Annotated in this window: 20 protein-coding genes; 5 read left to right on the top strand and 15 right to left on the bottom strand. The window is 68.8% G+C overall.

Annotation, left to right across the window (positions count from 1 at the left end; genetic code table 11):
* Nucleotides 1-13: 13 nt before the first annotated feature.
* A complete protein-coding gene (locus IU450_RS16335) occupies nucleotides 14-625 on the bottom strand; it encodes a TetR family transcriptional regulator (RefSeq protein ID WP_195150632.1) in 612 nt (203 codons plus the stop codon).
* A complete protein-coding gene (locus tag IU450_RS16330) occupies nucleotides 615-2,129 on the bottom strand; it encodes an MFS transporter (protein WP_195150631.1) in 1,515 nt (504 codons plus the stop codon). Before IU450_RS16330 ends, IU450_RS16335 begins: the two co-directional genes overlap by 11 nt.
* A 130-nt stretch (nucleotides 2,130-2,259) precedes the next feature.
* Between IU450_RS16330 and IU450_RS16325 the strand changes: the two genes are divergently transcribed.
* Entirely contained in the window at nucleotides 2,260-3,561 is a 1,302-nt protein-coding gene (locus tag IU450_RS16325) for a D-alanyl-D-alanine carboxypeptidase family protein (protein ID WP_195150630.1), read from the top strand.
* Between the two features lie 38 nt (nucleotides 3,562-3,599).
* On the opposite strand, the gene yhjD is transcribed toward IU450_RS16325, so the two are convergent.
* The 3 genes from yhjD to IU450_RS16310 form a co-directional block, all read right to left on the bottom strand.
* Entirely contained in the window at nucleotides 3,600-4,631 is a 1,032-nt protein-coding gene (yhjD, locus tag IU450_RS16320; RefSeq protein ID WP_195150629.1) for an inner membrane protein YhjD, read from the bottom strand.
* A gap of 67 nt (nucleotides 4,632-4,698) precedes the next feature.
* Nucleotides 4,699-5,730: a tryptophan--tRNA ligase gene (gene trpS / locus IU450_RS16315; RefSeq protein WP_195150628.1), complete on the bottom strand. Its 1,032-nt coding sequence runs from the start codon at nucleotides 5,728-5,730 to the stop codon at nucleotides 4,699-4,701.
* Nucleotides 5,731-5,752: 22 nt separating this feature from the next.
* Nucleotides 5,753-6,685 carry an oxygenase MpaB family protein gene (locus IU450_RS16310; protein WP_195150627.1) on the bottom strand — a complete coding sequence of 311 codons (933 nt, stop codon included), beginning with the start codon at nucleotides 6,683-6,685 and terminating at the stop codon, nucleotides 5,753-5,755.
* A gap of 99 nt (nucleotides 6,686-6,784) precedes the next feature.
* On the opposite strand from IU450_RS16310, the gene IU450_RS16305 reads away from it, so the two are divergent.
* Nucleotides 6,785-7,420, top strand: coding sequence for a TetR/AcrR family transcriptional regulator (locus IU450_RS16305; protein ID WP_195150626.1), 636 nt, complete (start codon nucleotides 6,785-6,787; stop codon nucleotides 7,418-7,420).
* Nucleotides 7,421-7,429: 9 nt separating this feature from the next.
* Here the strand turns inward: IU450_RS16305 and IU450_RS16300 are convergent, their stop codons facing one another.
* The 3 genes from IU450_RS16300 to IU450_RS16290 are packed head-to-tail and all read right to left on the bottom strand — an operon-like array spanning nucleotide 7,430 to nucleotide 9,191.
* Entirely contained in the window at nucleotides 7,430-7,924 is a 495-nt protein-coding gene (locus IU450_RS16300; RefSeq protein ID WP_195150625.1) for a barstar family protein, read from the bottom strand.
* On the bottom strand, nucleotides 7,924-8,418 hold the full coding sequence (locus IU450_RS16295; protein ID WP_195150624.1) for a ribonuclease domain-containing protein: 495 nt from the start codon (nucleotides 8,416-8,418) through the stop codon (nucleotides 7,924-7,926). Before IU450_RS16295 ends, IU450_RS16300 begins: the two co-directional genes overlap by 1 nt.
* Nucleotides 8,415-9,191 carry an exodeoxyribonuclease III gene (locus IU450_RS16290; protein WP_195150623.1) on the bottom strand — a complete coding sequence of 259 codons (777 nt, stop codon included), beginning with the start codon at nucleotides 9,189-9,191 and terminating at the stop codon, nucleotides 8,415-8,417. The genes IU450_RS16295 and IU450_RS16290 overlap by 4 nt, the downstream gene beginning before the upstream one ends.
* Nucleotides 9,192-9,253: 62 nt before the next feature.
* Here IU450_RS16290 and IU450_RS16285 point away from each other — a divergent pair, with 62 nt between their 5' ends.
* Complete coding sequence (locus IU450_RS16285) at nucleotides 9,254-10,144, top strand: alpha/beta fold hydrolase (protein WP_195150622.1); 891 nt, start codon at nucleotides 9,254-9,256, stop codon at nucleotides 10,142-10,144.
* Nucleotides 10,145-10,319: 175 nt separating this feature from the next.
* Here the strand turns inward: IU450_RS16285 and IU450_RS16280 are convergent, their stop codons facing one another.
* From IU450_RS16280 to IU450_RS16260, 5 genes are all read right to left on the bottom strand, one after another.
* A complete protein-coding gene (locus IU450_RS16280; RefSeq protein ID WP_195150621.1) occupies nucleotides 10,320-11,576 on the bottom strand; it encodes an acyl-CoA dehydrogenase family protein in 1,257 nt (418 codons plus the stop codon).
* Between the two features lie 26 nt (nucleotides 11,577-11,602).
* Nucleotides 11,603-12,478: an SDR family oxidoreductase gene (locus tag IU450_RS16275; RefSeq protein WP_195150620.1), complete on the bottom strand. Its 876-nt coding sequence runs from the start codon at nucleotides 12,476-12,478 to the stop codon at nucleotides 11,603-11,605.
* A 74-nt stretch (nucleotides 12,479-12,552) separates the two neighbouring features.
* A complete protein-coding gene (locus IU450_RS16270; protein ID WP_195150619.1) occupies nucleotides 12,553-13,431 on the bottom strand; it encodes a MaoC/PaaZ C-terminal domain-containing protein in 879 nt (292 codons plus the stop codon).
* Between the two features lie 145 nt (nucleotides 13,432-13,576).
* Nucleotides 13,577-14,014 (bottom strand): SRPBCC family protein, encoded by a 438-nt coding sequence (locus IU450_RS16265; RefSeq protein WP_195150618.1) that lies wholly within the window; start codon nucleotides 14,012-14,014, stop codon nucleotides 13,577-13,579.
* A gap of 38 nt (nucleotides 14,015-14,052) precedes the next feature.
* On the bottom strand, nucleotides 14,053-15,270 hold the full coding sequence (locus tag IU450_RS16260; protein ID WP_195150617.1) for a lipid-transfer protein: 1,218 nt from the start codon (nucleotides 15,268-15,270) through the stop codon (nucleotides 14,053-14,055).
* A 398-nt stretch (nucleotides 15,271-15,668) separates the two neighbouring features.
* On the opposite strand from IU450_RS16260, the gene IU450_RS16255 reads away from it, so the two are divergent.
* Complete coding sequence (locus tag IU450_RS16255) at nucleotides 15,669-16,250, top strand: TetR/AcrR family transcriptional regulator (RefSeq protein ID WP_228834692.1); 582 nt, start codon at nucleotides 15,669-15,671, stop codon at nucleotides 16,248-16,250.
* Between the two features lie 67 nt (nucleotides 16,251-16,317).
* Here the strand turns inward: IU450_RS16255 and IU450_RS16250 are convergent, their stop codons facing one another.
* Nucleotides 16,318-17,460, bottom strand: a complete 1,143-nt coding sequence (locus IU450_RS16250; protein ID WP_195150758.1) for an MFS transporter — start codon at nucleotides 17,458-17,460, stop codon at nucleotides 16,318-16,320.
* A gap of 247 nt (nucleotides 17,461-17,707) precedes the next feature.
* On the bottom strand, nucleotides 17,708-18,796 hold the full coding sequence (locus IU450_RS16245; RefSeq protein WP_324197694.1) for a GlxA family transcriptional regulator: 1,089 nt from the start codon (nucleotides 18,794-18,796) through the stop codon (nucleotides 17,708-17,710).
* A gap of 125 nt (nucleotides 18,797-18,921) precedes the next feature.
* On the opposite strand from IU450_RS16245, the gene IU450_RS16240 reads away from it, so the two are divergent.
* Nucleotides 18,922-19,815, top strand: a complete 894-nt coding sequence (locus IU450_RS16240) for an NAD(P)-dependent oxidoreductase (RefSeq protein WP_195150614.1) — start codon at nucleotides 18,922-18,924, stop codon at nucleotides 19,813-19,815.
* Nucleotides 19,816-19,823: the final 8 nt, after the last annotated feature.

The raw sequence follows: 19,823 nt of genomic DNA, 5'->3' as shown, positions 1-19,823 counted from the left end.
CCCGACAGAACCTTCAGGACTCGCGCTCCGGCGCGAGCGGCATGCCCGCGCCGAGGAAATCCAAGGTGCGGGTGATGTTCTCGACGTTCAACGGCGTCATCGTCGCCATGGCCAGGGCCGCGCCCGCCATCGCGCCCGCTGCCACCCGCACCTCGAAATCGTCGGCAGACCGGCCGACGTGCTCGGCCAGCAGCGCCGCGATGAGGTCGATGCTGCGGATGATCTCCAAGCCGATGGCCGATCGCAGCTCCGGCACGTGATACAGCAGCGCCTGCCGCTCCTGCTCGAACGCGAGTTCGGCGGCGGGCAGATCGCTGAAGACCTCGAGCACGGCGTCGCGGAAGGCGGTCCACGGCGAGACCTCGCGCGGCTGGCGTCGCAACGCCTCGATCATCAGCGGATCGAGGTCGTCAGCGAGCACCAATTGTTCCTTGGTCGGGAAATAGCGAAAGAAGGTGCTGGGCGAGACGTCGGCGGCCGCGGCGATCTGCTCGACGGTCGTCTCGTTGTAACCCTGCTCGCGGAACAGCCGGAAAGCCTCGAAGCGGATCGTCCGGCGGGTCCGTTCCTTCTTCCGCTCGCGCAGACCCTGCCCCGTCCCGTTCCCGGGTAGCTCAACCGACATGGATCGATTCTGCCGCACCCGGCTCGCGCGCCTGCCCGGGTCGCCGAGCGCGAACGAGCGTCGCCGTGAGCACCGCCGCCAGCAGGCACAGCGCGGCACAGGCCCAGAGCATCGCGCTCATGCCGCCCAGGAAAGCGACCTGCACCTGGTGCAGCACCGATGAATCACCCAACTCGTGCGCCGCGGCGACGCCCGCGTTCACGCCGTCGGCGATCGGTTCGCGGTTCAACGCGCCGAGCTCCGACCGGTACCGAGTGGCCAGCACAGTGCCCAGCACCGCGACGCCGATGGTGCCACCGGCCTGTCGCAGCGCCTGCAACAGCGCGGAGCCGGAGCCGGAGCGCTCCGCGCCGAGTTCCCCCATCGCCATGCCCATCGCGGCGGGCATCACCAGCCCCATCCCGGCGCCGAGCAGCGTCAGCCACAGCGCGGTGTAGCCGTAGCCGCTGTCCACCGTGGTCAGCGCGCCGAGGACGATGGCGCCGGCCAGGAGGGTGAACCCGGCGGTGATCACCACGCGGATGCCCAGTTTCGGCAGCACCTTGTCGACCACCCTGCTGCCGACCAGGATCCCGCCGATCAGTGGAAGCAGCCGCAGGCCGCTACCGAGCGCGTCCACCCCGAGTACCGCCTGGAAGTACTGCGGAACGGTGAAGAACATGCCGAACATGGCGAAGTTCACCACGATGGAAAACGCGGTGCCCCAGCGGAATCCGTCTGCGGCGAACAGTCCGAGATCGACCAGCGGATGCGTGGTCCTGCGCTGCCGGGCCAGGAACGCGCCGAACAGCAGCACACCGGCCGCGACAGTCGCCCAGGCCGGGCCGTCGCCCCAGCCTTCCTCGCCGATCCGGATGAACCCGTAGGTCAGTCCGAGCATGCCCACCGCCGACAGCACGACACCGGGTAGATCGATCCGGAAGCGGTGCGCGCTGCGCGATTCCGGCACCAGCACCGCGACGGCGAGCGCGCCGATTACGACCATCGGCACATTGATCAGGAACACCGAACCCCACCAGAAGTTGCGCAGCAACCAGCCGCCCACGATCGGACCCAGCGGAAGACCGATCGCGGTGGAGGTGATCCAGATGGTGAGCGCCCGCTGGAGATCGGCCGGTTCCGGGAACATCGCGGGCAGCACCGACATCGAAAGCGGCATCATGGCCGCCGCCGCGATGCCGAGCACCACGCGCGCCGCGATGAGCTCACCGGGCGAGGTGGCCAGGGCACACGCGACGGAGGCGACACCGAACAGCACCAGGGCGGCGAGCAGGAACTTCTTGCGGCCGTAGCGGTCGCCGAGCGCGCCAGCTGGCAGCATCACCGCGGCCAGGGCCAGCGTGTAGGCGCTGCTGAACCATTGCAGCGCGGCGGTATTCGCGTGCAGGTCCACCGCGAGCGTGGGCAGCGCCACGGTCAGCACGGTGACATCGAGCCCGATGGTCAGCATCGCCACCGACAGCGCGCCGAGCGCCAGCCAGCGGCGGGTCGAGTCGTTCTTCACGAGACCTCCCCAAAAGTGGTATCTACAACTTTTTGATAGTAACTCTCATTTAGTAGATACTGTCAATACCTTGTACGGGTCCACATGTGTGTGCGGCCGATCGGCGGATCGCTCGCTAGGCTCATCGGCGATGAAGATCACTCGCCGTGCCTTGCTCTGCGCGGGCGCCGTGCTGGCCGTCGCCGCGATCGGAGCGACGGCCGTGCCGTCCCTGGCCGTGCCGAGCACCACCACGCCGTTCACCACCCCGAACACCGACGCCTGCCCCCAGAAGACGTTGCCGCCCGCGCCGATCGACGCCTCCGAGGTGCCCGCGCCCGGACAGCCCACCCCGGCGCCGCTGCCGGTCCCGTCCCCGCCGATCGGCGGAACCCGTCTCGGCGAATGCGGCGTCGTGCTGCCCAAGGCCGCACCGCCCGCGCCGCAGGACATCTCGGCGACGGCCTGGTTGGTGGCGGATCTGGACACCGGCGAGGTGCTGGCGGCGAAGGACCCGCACGGGCGCTACCGGCCCGCAAGCACGATCAAAGTGCTGCTGGCCACGCTGGCACTGCGCTCGCTGAATCTCGACAAGACGGTCGTCGGCACGCAGGACGACGCCAACGTCGACGGCACCCGGGTCGGCATCGGTCCCGGCGGCCGCTATACGAACCGGCAGCTGATGCAGGCGCTGATCATGGCCTCGGGCAACGACGCGGCGCACGCCATCGCCGCGCAGCTCGGCGGCGACGCCGCGACCGTCGCGAAGATGAACGAACTGGCGAAATCATTGCGCGCCATGGATACTCGCGCGGCCACCCCGTCCGGCCTGGACGGTCCCGGCATGAGCACGTCGGCCTACGACCTCGCCGTGCTGTTCCGCGAAGCCATGACCATCCCGCTGTTCGCCGAGCTGATCCACACCGAGCAGGTCGACTTCCCCGGCTATCCCGCCGACCCGGCCGTCCCCGGTGACACCGACCGTCCCGGCTACCCGATCGGCAACGACAACCAGCTGCTCTACAACTACACCGGCGCCCTCGGCGGCAAGACCGGCTTCACCGACGACGCGCGCCAGACCTTCGTCGCCGCCGCGCAGCGCGACGGCCGCAGGCTCGCCGTCACCCTACTCAAAGCCGACGTGCAGCCGCTGCGGCCCTGGGAACAAGCCGCCCGGCTGCTCGACTACGGATTCGCGCTGCCCCGCAGCGCCTCGATCGGCAACCTGCCCGGTGCGGTAGTACCCCAGCGCGACCAGAGCGCGGTCACCCTGGCTGCGCCGCCCGCGCCGGGAAGCGACCGGGCCACGCCTTCGGTGCCGGGCAGCGACCTCTCCGCCATGCCCCCGGCCGAAGATCGTCGCACCGGCGCCAGAACCACACTGATCATCGGCGGCGTCCTCTTGGTCGCGGCGCTGCTGCTGGCAGCACGCCAGGCGAACCGGCGGCGCTGATCGAACCGGCGCACGAGGAACTCGAACCGGCGAACAGGTCAACGACGGCCGGGCAACTTACGTAAGCCGGAAAGCGCGAGGGCCGCAAGCGCGCCCGCGCCGAAGTAGGCCGCGCCCACGCCCACCGAGATGTCGCGTGCGCTGACCCGCGGGGCGATCACGGCAGGTCCGGGCGCGGGAATCTCCGCTTCCGGCTCGTTCTCCGCGGCGGTGGCGGCCCAGGCGGTGGCGAACAGGACGATGCGGTAGGTGACGTAACTGAACACCATCAGGCCGATGATCGAGCCGAAGGTTGCGCCCGCCGGGCTGCTCAGCACCGATCGCAGGTAGATCGACGCGACTATCTTGAACACCTCGAACACCACCGCGGCCAGAGCCGCCGCCTTGACGGCGCTGGCCAGCGTCACCGGTTCCCGGGGCAACCTGGCGATGACCCACGCGAACACCGCCCAGGAGGCGAGAAACCCGAGCAAGGTCGACAAAAGCCACAGCAGCACGCCCGCCCCCGGCGCTTCCCCGAGGCCGATGCTCTCGAGCAACCGCCTGCCGAGGGTGCTCGAGGCCAGCGCCGACAACCCCAGCGACACCGCGAAGGCGAGGCCGAGACCGACCAGCGCCCCCAGATCGGAGACTTTGGTCATCAGCCAATTGCCGTCCGGAGACTTCTGCTCCCACTGCTCGGTGAGCGCCGCCCGCAGGTTGGCCATCCAGCCCAGACCGCTGTAGACGCCGGTGACCAGACCTAGGACGCCGACCGTGCCCCGCGACTCGACCGCCTGATCGACCAGGTCGTTCAGCTGGGTGCCGAACGAGCCCGGAATGTTCTCGACGATCTTGGCCCGTAACTCGTCGAGCAGGTCCGGATTGTTGGACAGGATCACGCCCGCGACCGAGAAAGCGATCATCAGCAGCGGGAACAGCGACAGCACAGTGAAGTACGTGATGCCCGCCGCGTAGTAGTCACCCCTTTGCCGCTGATAGCGCCCCGCCGTGCGGACCAGATGGTCCAACCACGGCTGCGCCTTGACCCGGCGTTCGATCCCGGACTTGATGTTATCGATCAGCTGCACCATTCGCCCCTTCGACCAAGAGACCTCGCACGACGCCTGACGGGGCGCACGAAGGTGAAGTAGCCGTTCAGCGACTCAGCAAACCGACCCGGTCGTAGACCTGCGCAAGAGTGTTGCCCGCGATCTCTCGCGCGCGCTCGGCTCCCGCGGCGAGTACACGGTCGAGTTCACCTTGATCCGACATGTACTCTTGCACCTTCGCGCGCAACGGCGTGACGAATTCGACCAGCGCGTCGGCCACGTCGGCTTTCAGCTCGCCATAACCCTTGCCCTCGAAGTCCTTTTCCAAGGTGACGATCGGCGCACCGGTCAGCGAGCTCAGGATCACCAGCAGGTTGCTGACGCCCGGTTTGCGTTCCGGGTCGTAGCGGATCTCGCGTTCGGTGTCGGTGACCGCGGACTTCACCTTCTTCGCGGTGACCTTCGGATCGTCGAGCAGGTTGATCAAGCCCGCGTCGGTGGAGGCGGACTTGCTCATCTTGGCGGTGGGGTCCTGCAGGTCGTAGATCTTCGCCGTGCCCTTGACGATGTGCGCCTCCGGCACCACGAACGTCTTCTTGAACCGAGTGTTGAAGCGCTGGGCCAGATTTCGGGTCAGCTCCAGATGCTGACGCTGGTCCTCACCGACGGGGACCTGATGGGCGCGGTAGAGCAGGATGTCCGCGGCCATCAGCACCGGGTAGGTGAACAGGCCCACGGTCGCGTTCTCCGCGCCCTGCTTCACCGACTTGTCCTTGAACTGGGTCATCCGGCTGGCCTCGCCGAAACCGGTGATGCAGCTGAGCACCCAGGCCAGCTCGGCGTGTTCGGGCACCTGGCTCTGCACGAACAGCGTGGACCTCTTCGGGTCGATGCCCAGCGCGAGCAGCTGAGCGGCGGCGGCCCTGGTGCGCGCCCTCAGCTCCTTCGGCTCCTGCGGCACCGTGATCGCGTGCAGATCCGGGATGAAATACAGCGCGTCGTAGTCGTCCTGCATGGTCACCCAGTACTGCAGCGCGCCAAGGTAGTTCCCGAGATGAAAAGAGGAGCTGGTCGGCTGGATCCCGGACAGAACCCGCTGTTTGCGTTCGGCGGCCGGGGTGGGCGCAGGACTGGACATGCCTCCGATTTTCGCACGCGGCTCAAGCGGAATTTCGCTGCACCCAGTTGCGCGGGTGCACTCCGGGCATGCTCGGCCGTCCGCCGCTGACCAGTTCGTGTTCCCGCTTGGACAGCTGTTTGTAGACCGGCGCGCTGGGGCCGGCGAGGGTGCCGCGCAGCACCGGCGGCACCAGCGGAACCGACACGTGCGCGGTGCGGACCGCCCGGGACAACGCCTGGTAGGCGACTTGCTCGGCCACGCCCCAGCGGATGCCGTACATGGTGCGGATCCGCGGCGGCAGACTGCCCTGCACCAGCAGGTAGAACACGGAGGTGACCTGCTGCAACGGCACGCCCTGCGGGTAGGGGACGCGCTGCCCGGCCAGGTAGGAGCCGACCAGCCGCGCCTCGTCGGTGAGGAACAGTTCGTCGGAGGCCAGGTAGCCGTCGAAGAACGCGCGGAACTCGCGGTAGCTGCCCGGCGCCGCGTCCGCGGGCATGCCGAACAGCTCGCCCCAGCGCACGTAGTCCTGATAGAGCCCCTCGCGCTCGCCTTCGGTCATGGGTCGCACCAGCAGGTCGTACATCACCTCGGCCGAGTCGAAGGTGAAGGCCATCGTCATGAACATCAGGTGCGGGTCGAGCGCGGAGTACCCGGTGCCTGCCGGGTGGTGGGCTCCGGCGTCCTCGGGGAGCGCGCCACGGACCTTGACATGCCGTTTCCTGGTGAACGCCAGCGCGCGATCGGCCTCGGCCTTGGTGCCGAGGAACACCGCCTCGAACAGATGCCCGGTCAGCGCGAGCCGGGTGTAGGGCGTCGTCCGGTGTTCGGTGTTCTCCGCGGTGCCGACGTACAGCAGCGGGTGCACCGCGCCGATCACCAGGGCGCGCAGGCCGTAGGTCAGGCCCACCGCCCGTTTGCTCATCACCCGCCGAACCATCGAGTGGTCGCTGAAATAGCCGGGCTCGGACACCGCTGCCTCCTCGTCGAGATCATCTGGCAATAGCATCCACCAGAATTGCTCATTCTGGCAATACCCTCTGCCAGAATTGATCTCTGTCAGAATCGAACCGTGGCGGCGCAACGGACTTATGGAGGCATCTCCGCCGAGCAGCGCCGGGCGCAGCGGCGTGCGGCCCTGCTGGAGGCGGCGCTGGAGATCATCGGCACCGAGGGGCTGTCGAAGCTGACCGTGTCGGGGCTGTGCGGGCAGGCCGGGCTCAACGAGCGGTACTACTACGAGAACTTCGACAGCCGGGACGCCGTGCTCACCGCCCTGCTCGACGGGATCGCCGCGGAACTCGCGGCGGCCATCCTCGCGGCCGTGCGCACCGCACCGCCGGACACGCGCGCGACCGCACACGCCGCGATCACCGCGGGCGTGCACCTGCTCACCGACGACCCGCGCAAGGCGAAGACAGCCCTGATCACGGCCATGGCGACGCCGGAACTACGCGCCCGCACCACCGAGACGGTGCGCGCGTTCGCGCGGATGGTGGCCGCGGAGGGCATGGATTTCTACCGGATGCCCGACGCGGCCCCGGACCCGGCGATCGACTTCCGCGCCCTGTATCTGGTCGGTGGGCTGGTGCAGACACTGACCGCGTGGCTCCAGGGCGATCTGAACCTCACCCGGGACGAACTCATCGAGCACACCGTCGACGTGTTCGTCCTGCTCGGCGAGGACCTGGCGGGCAAATTGCGCTGACGGCCACGGTCACAGCCGCAGGGACACGTCCTCGAGGTCGGGCGCGTCGCCCTGCAGCACCACCCGGAACAGCACGTCTCGCCGTGACCAGTAAGCCGCGCAATCCCGCATGGCCTCGGCGAACCAGTCGCGCTCGATCGGCTCCTCGGCGAGCAGTTCGGCCGAGTCGCGCACCACGGCAACGTATCCGGCCCCTTCGCCGAGGAAATCGTCCAGGTCGCGCAGGCATTCGTCGAAGGCGTCCTTGTTCCCCCCGAAGTAGTACGGGAACTGGAAGGCGGCGGCGAACTCGTCGAACAGGCGCGCGGTGGTGAGCATCTTCGTGCCGCGGACCTCGCGCACCAGGTAGCCGGGAGGCGCCTTGTCACGCACCCCGCTGAACTCGGCCGCGTCGACCGCGAGGGCGCCGAAGGTGACCCGCGGCGGGGCGAGTTCGGCGCTGCGCGGCGCGTCGTCCGCGTCGGGACGGGCAAGGAACTGCGACAGCGTGACGGTCTTTGTCATCAGCGCATCCTCGTGAAGGTCTTGTAGTGGTCACCGGTGTACCACGCCGAGCCGTCGCTGCCGGTGACGATGCGTTCGGCGTCGCGGGACCGGCCGGGCTGCTTGGGATTGACGTCCCATTCCTGATAGGTGATCGACCTACCGGTGCCGTCCGTGGCGGGCAGGTCGCCACCGCGGTTCATCCATCGCTCGCCGCCTTTGGTGCCGGGGGCGTTCGCCGAGCCCGGCCAGCGGCCCGCATCGATCTCCCGCAGCGTGGCGTACGCGCGCTCCGGTACGCCGACGGCCCGGGTGACCGGCGACGCGGTGTCCCCGCCGCGCGGTGCGGTGGCGGGCGAGGTGACGGCGCTCGCCGCGGCGGTGCTCGCGCGACTCGCCGAGGGAGAGGTGGTCGCATCGCCACCGTCGTACAGAGCGAGCACGGCGGCGATCACCACCAGAGCGACCGCGCCGAGTACGCCGAGTACGCGCTTGGTCAACGGCGATCGGTTCATCGGTACTGCACCGTGACGGGCGCGTGGTCGGACCAGCGCTGGTCATAGGTCGCGGCGCGTTCCACCACCGCCTCTTTCGCGCGGGCAGCCAGTTCGCCGCGCACCAGCTGATAGTCGATACGCCAGCCGCTGTCGTTGTCGAACGCGCGGCCCCGGTAGGACCACCAGCTGTAGGGGCCGTCGACCCCGGGGTTCAGGCCGCGCACCACATCGACGTATCCGGCGGCCAGCAACTCATCGATCCACGCCCGCTCCTGCGGCAGGAACCCGGCCGACTTCAGGTTGCCCTTCCAGTTCTTCAGGTCACGCTCGGTGTGCGCGATGTTCCAGTCCCCGGCCACCACGAAATCCCCCGTGCGCGCGGTGAGGTAGGCGCCGAGTTCGGCCATGAACCGATACTTCTCGTCCTGGCGCACGGTGCCCGCGTCACCGGAGTGCACGTAGACGCTCGCGACGGTGAGGTCGTCGAAGTCGGCCTCGAGATAGCGTCCCGCGGCCGCGAACTCACTGCTGCCGAAACCGATTCGCACGGCGCTCGGCGCCCGCCGGGACAGGATGCCCACTCCGGCGCGGCCCTTGGACTCCGGCTCGGCGTGCGAGAGCTGCCATCCCGCGTCGAGCGCGGGCGCGAGCGCGGCCCTGACCTGCTCGTCGGTGGCGCGGGTCTCCTGCACGCAGACGACGTCGGCCTCGGTGACCGCGAGCCAGGCCAGCAGCCCCTTGCCCGCGGCCGCGCGGACACCGTTCACGTTCACTGTCGAGATATACGGCACTCCACGACCGTACAATGCTGGTCTGATGAAGTCCCCCGGACACTGCCGTCCAGGAAGGGGTGATGACGATGTCGTCTGACGCCTCCCAGTCCTCCTCCGCCGCCGCGCGCGGCTCCACCCGGGCCGACCGGCCCCAGCCGATCAAGGCATTGCACCTGGGTTCCGGCGACCCCTTGCTGTTGTTGCACGGATTCATGATGTCGCCGCACGCCTGGGAGCAGACCGCGGCGCGGCTGTCGACGCACTGCGAAGTGTTCGCGCCCGCGTTCGCGGGCCACTGGGGCGGCGCGCCCAGCGACGGCCGGTCGGTCGACGTGTATGCCCTCGCCGACCGGATCTGCGATCAGCTGGACGAACTGGGCTGGCGCACTTGCCATATCGCGGGCAACTCGCTCGGCGGCCTGGTCGGTGTCGAACTCGCCCGCCGCGGACGTGCCCGCACCCTGACGCTCATCGCGCCCGCGGGCGGCTGGCACGCGCCCTCGCTGACCCAGTGGCGGATCAACCTGAAATTCCTCTCCCTGGTGCCGCTCGTCGAAATCGGCAAGCGGCTGGGCGGATTCGTGATCGGCAACCCGCTCGCCCAGCGCGTCGCCCTGCTCGCGCTGAGCAAGCACGCCGCAGCGGTATCCCGTCGCGACGCCGCCGCCGCCCTCGCGGCCGCGCTGAACTGCCCGGCGATGATCCCGATGATTCTCGGCGCGATGCGAGCCCCGGCCCAGGCGGACCTGTCCACCCTGCGGACGCCGGTCCGGCTGCTGCTCTCGGAGTACGACCGGGTCATCCCCAACCGCGTCTACGCTCGCCGCTACCTGAAGGAACTGCCCGAATCCGCCGACCGCATCCTGGTCAACGGCGTCGGGCACGTACCGATGCTGGAAGCGCCCGACCGCATCGCCACCCTCATCGCCGAGCACGTCTACGCCAGCCGCACGCGGCTGCGGGCTGTGTAGTTCGACCGCGACTTCGTCGCGGCGTGTGCGCTGTCGGCAAGAGACCGCCGCCGACCGCACCGCCGACCGGCGCCACTTCGCGACAAGCGAGGGTGGAAATAGGTCGATGCTCGGCCCCACCTCGGCCGAAGCCGAAGGGGGCCGAGCTCGCCCTGTGTGCGTCCTTGCTCTGGAACTATTGCGCGAGCAGACCTTTGGCGATGTGGGTCACCTGGATCTCGTTGCTGCCCGCGTAGATCATCAGTGACTTCGCGTCGCGGGCGAGTTGCTCCACTCGGTACTCGGTCATGTAGCCGTTGCCGCCGAAGAGCTGGACCGCTTCCATCGCCACCTCGGTGGCCGCCTCGCTGGCGTACAGCTTCATCGCCGACGCCTCGGCCAGTGTCGGGGGTTTGCCCGCTCGACCCCGCTCCAGGGTGTTGAACACCATGTTCTGCACGTTGATCCGGGCGATCTCCATCTTCGCCAGCTTCAGCTGAACCAGCTGGAATCGACCGATCTCCTGGCCCCAGAGCATGCGGCTCTTGGCGTACTCCACGCACAGCCGGTGGCACTCGTCGATGATGCCCAGCGCCATGAAGGCCACGCCGATCCGCTCGGCGGTGAAGCTGGAGCGGGCGCTGTCGCGGCCGTCGCCGCCCCGGTGCTCCTCGGTCTCGCCGAGCAGCCGGTCCCGGCCGACGCGCACGTTGTCGAAGAACAGCTCACCGGTCGGCGAGGAGTGCAGGCCCATCTTCTTGAACGGCTTGCCCTGGGTGAGGCCGGGCATGCCCTTGTCCAACACGAAGGTGAGCACCTTGCGTTCGCGCTTGTCCCCACCCGCGCCGTCGTCCAGCTTCGCGTAGACCACCATCACGTCGGCGTAGGGGCCGTTGGTGATGAACGTCTTCTGGCCGTTGAGCAGGTAGTCCTCGCCGTCGCGCTTGACGTAGGTCTTCATGCCGCCGAACGCGTCGGAACCGGAGTCCGGTTCGGTGATCGCCCAGGCCGCGACCTTCCGCATGGTGACGATGTCCTCCAGCCAGCGCTGCTTCTGCGCCAGCGTTCCCCGGGACATGATCGTGGTGGCGCCGAGACCGATGCTCACCCCCATCGCGGTGACCAGGCCCATACACACCCCGGACAGCTCCCCGATGAGCACCGCCATCAGCGATTCCTGGCCGGCGAACGGGCTGCCGCCGGATGACTTCTTCTCCGGCTTCGGCTCCCCCGCCTCGGCCGCCGCCTCCCGCGCCGCCTGCTTGGCCAGCATCTTCTGCACGGCCTCGCCGCCCATCACGTCGATGCCGAACTGGCTGAACAATTTCCGGATGACGGGGTAGGGCGGCAGTTCACCGCTGTCGAGCGCGTCCAGGTTGGGGCGGACCTCCTTGTCGATGAACGCCCGGACGGCGTCGCGGATCATCACATCGGTCTCGGACCATTCGAACATCGTCGTTCTCCTCACGTTCCCCGAGGTCAGGGCAGCCGGGCGGCGATGTCGTCGATCAGCCAGGGACCCTCGGTCTCGATGGTCTTCACATCGTGCCAACCGGCCAATTCGGAGATCGCGCCGCCCTGCACCGCGAACACCTTGCCGGTGATCGGGCAGGTTTCGGCGGCCAGGTAGGCGACCAGCGGGGCGATGTTCGCCGGGGCGAAGGCGTCGAACCCGCCCTCGGACGCTTCCGCCTCCGCCGCCAGCATCTCGCCCATGCCGGGAGTGGCCAGGGTGAGCCGGGTGCGCGCGATCGGAGCGATCGCGTTCACCCGCACGCCGTAACGCCCCAGTTCCTCGGCGGCCACCAGGGTCAGCGCCGCGATCCCGGCCTTCGCCGCGCCGTAGTTGGCCTGGCCCGCGTTCGGCAGGGTGGTGCCCGACGCCGAAGCGGTGTTGATCACCGCGGCCTTGGGCTGGTTACCCGCCTTGGACTGCTGCTTCCAGTACGCCGCGGCGTGGCGCAGCACCGCCGCGTGTCCCTTGAGGTGCACGGCGATCACCGCGTCCCACTGCGCCTCGTCCATGCCCGCGATGAAGGCGTCGCGCAGGATGCCGGCGTTGTTGACCACGACGTCGAGGCCGCCGAATTCGGTGACCGCCTGTTCGACGAGCTTCTGCGCGCCGTCCCAGGTCGCGACGTCGTCGGAGTTGGCCACCGCCTTGCCGCCGGCGGCGACGATCTCGCGCACCACCTCCTGGGCGGGACCGGAGTCGGTCCCCTCCCCCGCATTGCTGCCGCCGAGATCGTTGACGACCACCGCGGCCCCCTCCCTCGCGAACAGCAGTGCGTGCTCGCGGCCGATGCCGCGGCCCGCGCCGGTGATGACGGCGACCCGTCCGGCCAGTGCGCCCATGTTGTCTCCTGAAAGTTCCGCCGAATCCGGCGATGGGTGGAAAGGTGCGGCGCCACCGCGCCGCCGCACCGGGATCAGTCGGCGATCTCCGCCAGTCCGTCGCTGAGCACGACGTCGTCGCCGCGCACGGTCTCGAAGGCGTAGCGGGTGACGCCGTCGGCCGAGCCGGCCTTCCAGATGCGGGTCTCCAAGTCGTCGCCGGGGAAGACCAGTTTGGCGAAGCGCACCGCGAACCGCCTGAGCCGGTGCACATCCGATGCCGCGACCTCGGTGAGCACCGCCCAGGACGCGAACGCCATGGTGCACAGCCCGTGCGCGATGATGCCGGGCAGCCCGGCGTCCTTGGCCACCTGCTCGTCCAGGTGCAGCGGCACCGGATCGCCGGAAGCCGGTGCGTAGCGGAAGGTCTGGTCATCATCGACGTGCTGCGCTACCACCGCGACCGGTTCCCGCTCGCGCAGGGCTTCGTCGAACTTGTGCGCCGGAGCGGCCTCGCCCACCGTCCTACCCGCGTCGATATTGCGGAAGAACGCCGTCAGGTACTGGTCGTTGACCGGTTCGCCCGCCTCGGTGCGGCATTCGATGCGGATGGTGATGGCGGTCCCGTTGGGGCGGCTGGTGTAGCCGATCGCCTTGGCGCGCGACACCAGCCGGTCGCCGGGCCGGATCGCGCGGTGGAAATGGAAGTCCTGCTCCCCGTGCACGACCCGGCCGAAGATGTCCATCGGGGCGACGTCGATGACCGGCATCATCATGGCCTCGAAAACCGGGACGATGGCGAACACCGGCCCGGCCACCGTCCCGGCCAGATGCGCGGCGATCGGATCGTTGGTCGCGGCGGCGTACTCCGCGACGCGCTCGGCCGTGACCTCGAAACGTTCCTCGTCGCACCAGGTTTCCAGGCCGCTGTCGTCGAACTCGACCACACGGGCCGCGGCCGTATCGAAACTCATGCCGACACCTCTCCGGCACGAGCGGGGCCCTGCGTGGTCACGCTCCGCTGCCGCCTCCGGGCCTGACCGCTCATGCCGTATCTCCTGTCGGCACGAGCGGGGCCCTGCGTGGTCACGCTCCGCTGCCGCCTCCGGGCCTGACCGCTCATGCCGTTGCGGCCAGGGCGTCGAGCTGTTCGAGCGAGCGGTCCAGTTGCTTGATGCCGTCCTTCTCCACGGCCTTGCCGAGCGCGCCCTTGATCAAGGCGCCTTCGAAGTCACCGGACACCACGATGGTGCTTCCCGCGCCGTTGGGCCGGATGTCGAAGGTGAACTCGGTCTTCACTCCGGCCATTCCGGTGCCGCCGAGGGTCAGCCGGTGCGGCGCGGCCACCGAGACGATGGTCCACTCCAGCTTGTTCGCCATGCCGAGCATCACGATCTTGGCGATCAGTTTGGCGCCCTCGCTCAGCACGGCGGGCGGCTCCTCCATGAAGCGCTCGTGAATGGTGAACCATTTGTCCCAGGTCTGCGGGTCGGAGACGACCGCCCACAGCGCCTCGGGCGTGGCGTTGACGTCCTTGGTGGCTTCGATGTGTCCCATGTCTTGCACTCCTCGTCGAGTTCGTCCGCGACCGCGGTTCAGCGGTCGGCGCGCTGGTAGGCGGTGACGACGGCCGCGCCGCCGAGGCCGATGTTGTGTTGCAGGGCGGCGGTGACGCCGTCCACCTGACGCTTGTCCGCGGCGCCGCGCAGCTGCCAGGTCAACTCCGAGCACTGCGCGAGACCCGTCGCCCCGAGCGGGTGCCCCTTGGAGATCAGGCCGCCGGAAGGGTTCACCACCCACTTGCCCCCATAGGTGGTCAGGCCGTCGTCGATCAGCTGCCCCGCCTCGCCCTCCCCGCACAGTCCGAGCGCTTCGTAGAGCAACAGCTCGTTGGCCGAGAAACAGTCGTGCAGCTCGATGACCTGGAAGTCGTCCGGGCCGAGCCCCGCCTGCTCGTAGACCTTCCTGGCGGCCTGGACGTTCATGTCGTAGCCGATCAGGTTCTTGGCGGTCTCGTCGAAGGTGGAGGCGAAGTCGGTGGTCATCGCCTGGCCGACGATCTCCACCGCCTGCCCGGCGAGGTCGTGGGCGTCGACGAAGTCCGCACTGGCCAGGATCACCGCGCCGGACCCGTCGGAGGTCGGCGAGCACTGCAGTTTTGTGAGCGGGTCGTAGATCATCCGCGAGCCGAGGATGTCTTCGAGGGTGTACGCGTCCTGGAACTGCGAATACGGGTTGTTCACCGAGTGCTTGTGGTTCTTGTAGCCGATCTTGGCGAAATGCTCGGCGGTGGTGCCGTACTGCTTCATGTGCTCGCGCCCCGCGGCGCCGAACATCCACGGCGCCACCGGGAACAGCACCTCGGAGATCTCGGCCAGCGCCATGACATGCTTGGCCATGGGCTGCTCGCGGTCGTCCCAGGTGGAGCCGAGCGAGCCGGGCTGCATCTTCTCGAAGCCGAGCGCCAGCGTGCATTCCGCCAGCCCGCCCCGGATCGCCTGCGCCGCGAGGTACAGCGCCGTCGAGCCGGTGGAGCAGTTGTTGTTCACGTTGACCACCGGAATGCCGGTCATGCCGAGTTCGTAGACGGCACGCTGACCGGAGGTGGATTCGCCGTAGACGTAGCCGACGTAAGCCTGCTCCACCAGGTCGTAGGCGATGCCCGCGTCCGCGAGCGCCTTGGTACCCGACTCCCTGGCCATGTCCGGATAGTCCCAGGCACGAGTGGTGCCGTCGGCTTCCTCGACGAGGCGGCGGCCCGGCTTCTCGAACTTCGTCATGCCGACACCGACGACGTAGACCTTGTTCGCCATCGAACTCCTCAGGTTGTGCGTGCACCGCGGGGGCGGCCGCCCGGAACGAGCTGAAAACAAACATACATATTTGTATGTAAGTGGGCAAGGCTCGGCGGCGGAAGTGCCACGATCACGCAGATAACCAGGCAATTGCGTATTGCCTGGTACATACAGTGAGACATGCATGTGTTCTGATCACTGAGCCGTCGCGCCGCAGGTCGAACTACTTGATTGCCGAGGCGAACACTCCCCCGCCGATCGCGATCGAGTGACCCGTTCTGTGCGTCACCGACTCGTCGGCACCCCATCCGGACGTCTGGAACATACAGTGCTGTATGTAAGTGTAGGATCTAGCGGTGGCCAGGAGCGTAATCGTGAAACAGCAGCGCCGGACGCAAGAGCAGCGCAGCACCGAGATGCGCACCCGGCTGCTCGACGCGACCGTGGACTGCCTGGTCGAGTACGGATACGCGGGAACCACGACGCCACGGGTCGCCGAACGCGCCGGTGTGACGCGCGGGGCCCAAGTGCATCACTTCGGATCGAAAACCGATCTGGTGGTCGCCGCGATCAGTCATCTGGCGCAGCTGCGCGCCGAGAGTGCCATGCGGGAAATGTCCCGGGTGGAAGCCGGTGACGATCCGGTGGCGGCGGCGCTGGACTTCCTGTGGGACCTCCACCAGGGCCCGCTGTTCATCGCGACCGTCGAACTGTGGGTGGCAGGGCGGACCGATCCGGTACTGGCCGCGGCGATGGAGAAGGTCGAGCCGTTCGTCAACAACGCCGTGCTGATGGCGGTCGCCCGTTTCGTGCCCGACGATGTGCGCCGCAAGGAGGCGCGCGACTTCGTCTACACGGCCATGGACGCGCTGCGCGGCATCCTGATCTCGAATTTCATCGACCCGGATGCCGAGCGGGCGCAACGCCGTTGGCGCCGTGCCTCGGCACATCTGCACGAGATCGCCGGCCACGCCCTGGTCGGCCGACCCGCCGAATAGTCCTCACCCGACCGCTTCGTCTGACTGCGGGCGCCGAAGTCCGGATTCCGCCCGCCGCACGAACGTTTCAGGCGTTGTCGTCGCGCATCGCGATCCAGACCGTCACGGCGAACAACAACACGCCGGTCGCGGCCAAACCGGCGCCGACCACGGCCGGAGCCGTGTAGCCGAGGCCCGCGGCGATGACCAGTCCGCCGAGCCAGGCGCCTGCGGCGTTGGCGATGTTCAGTGCGGCGTGGTTGAGGGCGGCGGCGAGGGTCTGGGCATCGGCCGCGACGTCCATCAGCCGGGTCTGCAGACCGGGCGCCAGCGCGGCCCCGGAGGCGCCGACGAACAACGCGCCGACGGCCGCGGTGTAGGGATTGTGGGCGGCGGCGACGAAGCCGCTCAGGATGACGGCCATCGCGATCATCGCGGCGAAGACGGCGCGGTCCACGCCGCGATCGGCGAGCACGCCGCCGACGATGTTGCCGATCACCATGCCCACGCCGAACAGCATCAGTACCAACGGCACCGCACCGGCCCGCAGACCCGCGACGTCGGTGAGCGTGGTCGCGATGTAGGTGTAGACGGCGAACATCCCGCCGAACCCGACGGCACCGACCAGCAGCGTCAACAGCACCTGGGGACGACGCAGCGCGCCGAGTTCGGTCATCGGGTCGGTCATCGTGATGCCGGTGAGTTCCGGGACGAAGCGCAGCAGCGCGGCCACGGTGGCGATCCCGATCAGCGCGACCACCACGAACGCGTCTCGCCAGCCCAGATGCTGACCGAGCCAGGTAGCCGCGGGAACGCCGACGACATTGGCGGCGCTCAAGCCCAGCATAACCGCGGCAACCGCTTTGGCCCGCTGTCCGACCGGAGCGAGGGTTGCGGCGGCCAGCGAGGCGACACCGAAGTAGGCGCCGTGCGGCAATCCCGAGACGAACCGGGCCAGGACCAGCGTCTCGAACGAGGGTGCCAGCACGGTCGCCGCATTGCCCAGCGTGAAGGCCACCATGAGCGCGACGAGCAGCCGCTTGCGCGCCACCCGCGCGGCCAGCGCGGCGATCAGCGGTGCGCCGATCACCACCCCGAGCGCGTAGGCCGACACCGCGTGCCCCGCCGTCGGCTCGGAGACGTGGAGGGCCGACGCGATATCCGGCAGCAACCCCATGGTGACGAATTCGGTTGTCCCGATCCCGAATCCGCCGAGGGCAAGGGCCAGCATGGCGGGCACGTGCCAATCGGTTCGCTCGGGCGGCGCGGTGGTGCTCGTGGTCACGGGGCTGGTCACGTGTTCATGTAACCGTCCGCGGTCCGTATTCGCTTCCCGGGCAAACGTGAGTTCGCCCACCGCAACGTCGATGAATGACGCAGGCCAACCCCGCAATCCCCGCAATACGGACGAATGAGTCAGTCCGCGCGCCACACTCCAGCATCGACCCGACGCCAGCCCTCTGACAAGCGACGACGAGCTAAACGGATTTAGGGGCACTCGCGTGCACCCGGACGGGACGAAGACCTCGGGCATCTGCGGGCACGCTCATCCCCGACTGCCGCGCCGGGCGGACGTCCGCCGGTTCGCCCTGCCGGAACGTGCGCCGGTACTCGGCGGGCGATACCCCGACCACACCGGAGAAGTGGCGGCGCAGGTTGGTGGCGGTGCCGAGCCCGGACATCCGGCTGATCCGCTCGATGCCGTAGTCCGTGGATTCCAGCAGCGATTGGGCATGGGCGAGGCGTTGGCCGAGCAGCCACTGCATCGGGGTGGCGCCCGTGGACCGTTGCAGGCGGCGGTGGAAGGTGCGCTCGCTCATGTTCGCCTTGGCGGCCAGGGTCTCCACGGTGAGCGGTTCGTCGAGGTGGGCGATGGCCCACTGGAGCACCGGACCGAGGTCGTCCTCGGCGCGCGCCGGAACCGTCAGGTCGACGAACTGCGCCTGCCCGCCCGAGCGGTGCGGCGGGATCACCATGCGGCGGGCCAGCCGGTTGGCGACGGCGGCGCCGAGGTCGCGGCGCACCAGGTGCAGGCAGAGATCCAGCGCGGCGGTCATGCCCGCGCTGGTCAGGATGTCCTCGTCGTCGACGTAGAGCACCGAGCCGTCGACCTCGACGCTCGGGTAGCGCTCGGCCAGCAGCGGTGCGTGCTCCCAGTGCGCGGTGACGCGGCGTCCGTGCAGGAGTCCGGCTGCGGCCAGCGCGAAGGTGCCGTCGCACAGGGCGACCATGCGGGCGCCGCGGCGGTGGGCTTCGGTCAGGGCGTCGAGCAACTCCCCTGGCAGTTCGCGTTCGGCGGTGAGGCAGTCCTGCGCGACGGAGGGCACGATCACGGTGTCGGCTGCCAGCATCTCGGCCAGACCGTATTGCGGGCGCAGGAAAGCCCCGAAACCCATCTCTTGCGTGTCCGGTTCCGGAGTTACCGAGCACACACGCAGCTCATACCAGGGGTCGGCCAGATCGGGCTGTGGCGTGCCGAAGATCGACGCCACCACTCCCAATTCGTAGAGATCCCACGGATGCAGCGCTCCAGGAGCGATCGCCATGGCCACAGTTCTGCCGGTCACACGAACCAGCATATGGCAGTAAACGTTCGATGCCGGTCAGTCCTGCCACTCACGGTCTTCCGCTCGCAGCGCCGAGACTGATCTGCGGGCGCCCCACCCGAACACACACATCGACGGAGGAACCAATGAACGACAACCGGACCCCGGTCACCGTCCTCGGCCTGGGGCGCATGGGCGCGGCGATCGCCGAGATCTTCCTGCGCGGCGGCCATCCGACCACCGTGTGGAATCGGTCGGCGGGCAAGGACGCTCGACTCGGCGAATTGGGCGCCACGCGGGCCGCTTCGGTGGCCGAAGCGATCGCGGCGGGACGGCTCGTCGGGGTGGCGTTGGCCGACACCGGCGCGGCTGCCGGTCTGCTCGGCGCCATGCCCGACAACCTGGACGGGCGCACCGTCCTGAACGTCGCCACCGGTCGTCCCGACGAGGCGCGCGACCTGGCCGCCGCGATCGACGCCCGCGGCGGGCATTTCCTGGACGCGGGCATCCTGGGCGTCCCGCAAACTCTCGGCACGCCCGACACCCTGCTGATGTACAGCGGCTCCCCCGCCGCAGAAGCCGAGCACGGCGCCACCATCGCCGAACTGGGGAACGCGAAGTACCTCGGCGCGGACGCGGGACTGGCGGGACTGCACGACATGGCCGTGCTGGCGGGCATGTACGGCATGTTCTCCGGATTCTTCCAGGCGGTCGCGATGGTGGGCAGCGCGGACTTCACCGCGGGCGAGTTCACCGACGGCTTCCTGGTCCCCTGGCTGCGCTCCCTGCTGGACATGCTGCCCGTGCTCGCCGCCGAGATCGACTCCGAGCAGTACCCGGTCAACTTCTCCGACCTCTCGGTGAACCAGGCCGGTCTGGCCAACATCCGCATCACGAGCCGCGACCAGGGTGTGGCGACCGACCTGCTCGATCCGCTGCAGCGGTTGTTCGACACCGAAGTCGAACGCGGCAACGGCGCGGCGAGCTTCACCCGGGCCGTCGCGGGCCTGCTCGATCGAGCAGGGGCAGGCGCGAAATAACCCCGAAA

This window comes from Nocardia abscessus (assembly GCF_015477775.1).
Classification (GTDB): Bacteria; Actinomycetota; Actinomycetes; order Mycobacteriales; family Mycobacteriaceae; genus Nocardia; species Nocardia abscessus_A.
Note: the sequence above shows the minus strand (reverse complement) of the source record. Positions and strands in the feature narration are given on the sequence as shown.

Excerpts from the sequence above, each read along its gene's own strand:
- IU450_RS16250 (WP_195150758.1), bottom strand. The coding sequence starts at position 17,460 with ATGCTGGCCCTTGCCCTCGGCGGATTCGGGATCGGGACAACCGAATTC.
- IU450_RS16265 (WP_195150618.1), bottom strand. The coding sequence starts at position 14,014 with ATGGGACACATCGAAGCCACCAAGGACGTCAACGCCACGCCCGAGGCG.
- IU450_RS16240 (WP_195150614.1), top strand. The coding sequence starts at position 18,922 with ATGAACGACAACCGGACCCCGGTCACCGTCCTCGGCCTGGGGCGCATG.
- IU450_RS16255 (WP_228834692.1), top strand. The coding sequence starts at position 15,669 with ATGCGCACCCGGCTGCTCGACGCGACCGTGGACTGCCTGGTCGAGTAC.
- IU450_RS16295 (WP_195150624.1), bottom strand. The coding sequence starts at position 8,418 with ATGAACCGATCGCCGTTGACCAAGCGCGTACTCGGCGTACTCGGCGCG.
- trpS (WP_195150628.1), bottom strand. The coding sequence starts at position 5,730 with ATGTCCAGTCCTGCGCCCACCCCGGCCGCCGAACGCAAACAGCGGGTT.
- IU450_RS16335 (WP_195150632.1), bottom strand. The coding sequence starts at position 625 with ATGTCGGTTGAGCTACCCGGGAACGGGACGGGGCAGGGTCTGCGCGAG.
- IU450_RS16270 (WP_195150619.1), bottom strand. The coding sequence starts at position 13,431 with ATGAGTTTCGATACGGCCGCGGCCCGTGTGGTCGAGTTCGACGACAGC.
- IU450_RS16275 (WP_195150620.1), bottom strand. The coding sequence starts at position 12,478 with ATGGGCGCACTGGCCGGACGGGTCGCCGTCATCACCGGCGCGGGCCGC.
- IU450_RS16260 (WP_195150617.1), bottom strand. The coding sequence starts at position 15,270 with ATGGCGAACAAGGTCTACGTCGTCGGTGTCGGCATGACGAAGTTCGAG.
- IU450_RS16325 (WP_195150630.1), top strand. The coding sequence starts at position 2,260 with ATGAAGATCACTCGCCGTGCCTTGCTCTGCGCGGGCGCCGTGCTGGCC.
- IU450_RS16285 (WP_195150622.1), top strand. The coding sequence starts at position 9,254 with ATGACGATGTCGTCTGACGCCTCCCAGTCCTCCTCCGCCGCCGCGCGC.
- IU450_RS16280 (WP_195150621.1), bottom strand. The coding sequence starts at position 11,576 with ATGTTCGAATGGTCCGAGACCGATGTGATGATCCGCGACGCCGTCCGG.
- IU450_RS16300 (WP_195150625.1), bottom strand. The coding sequence starts at position 7,924 with ATGACAAAGACCGTCACGCTGTCGCAGTTCCTTGCCCGTCCCGACGCG.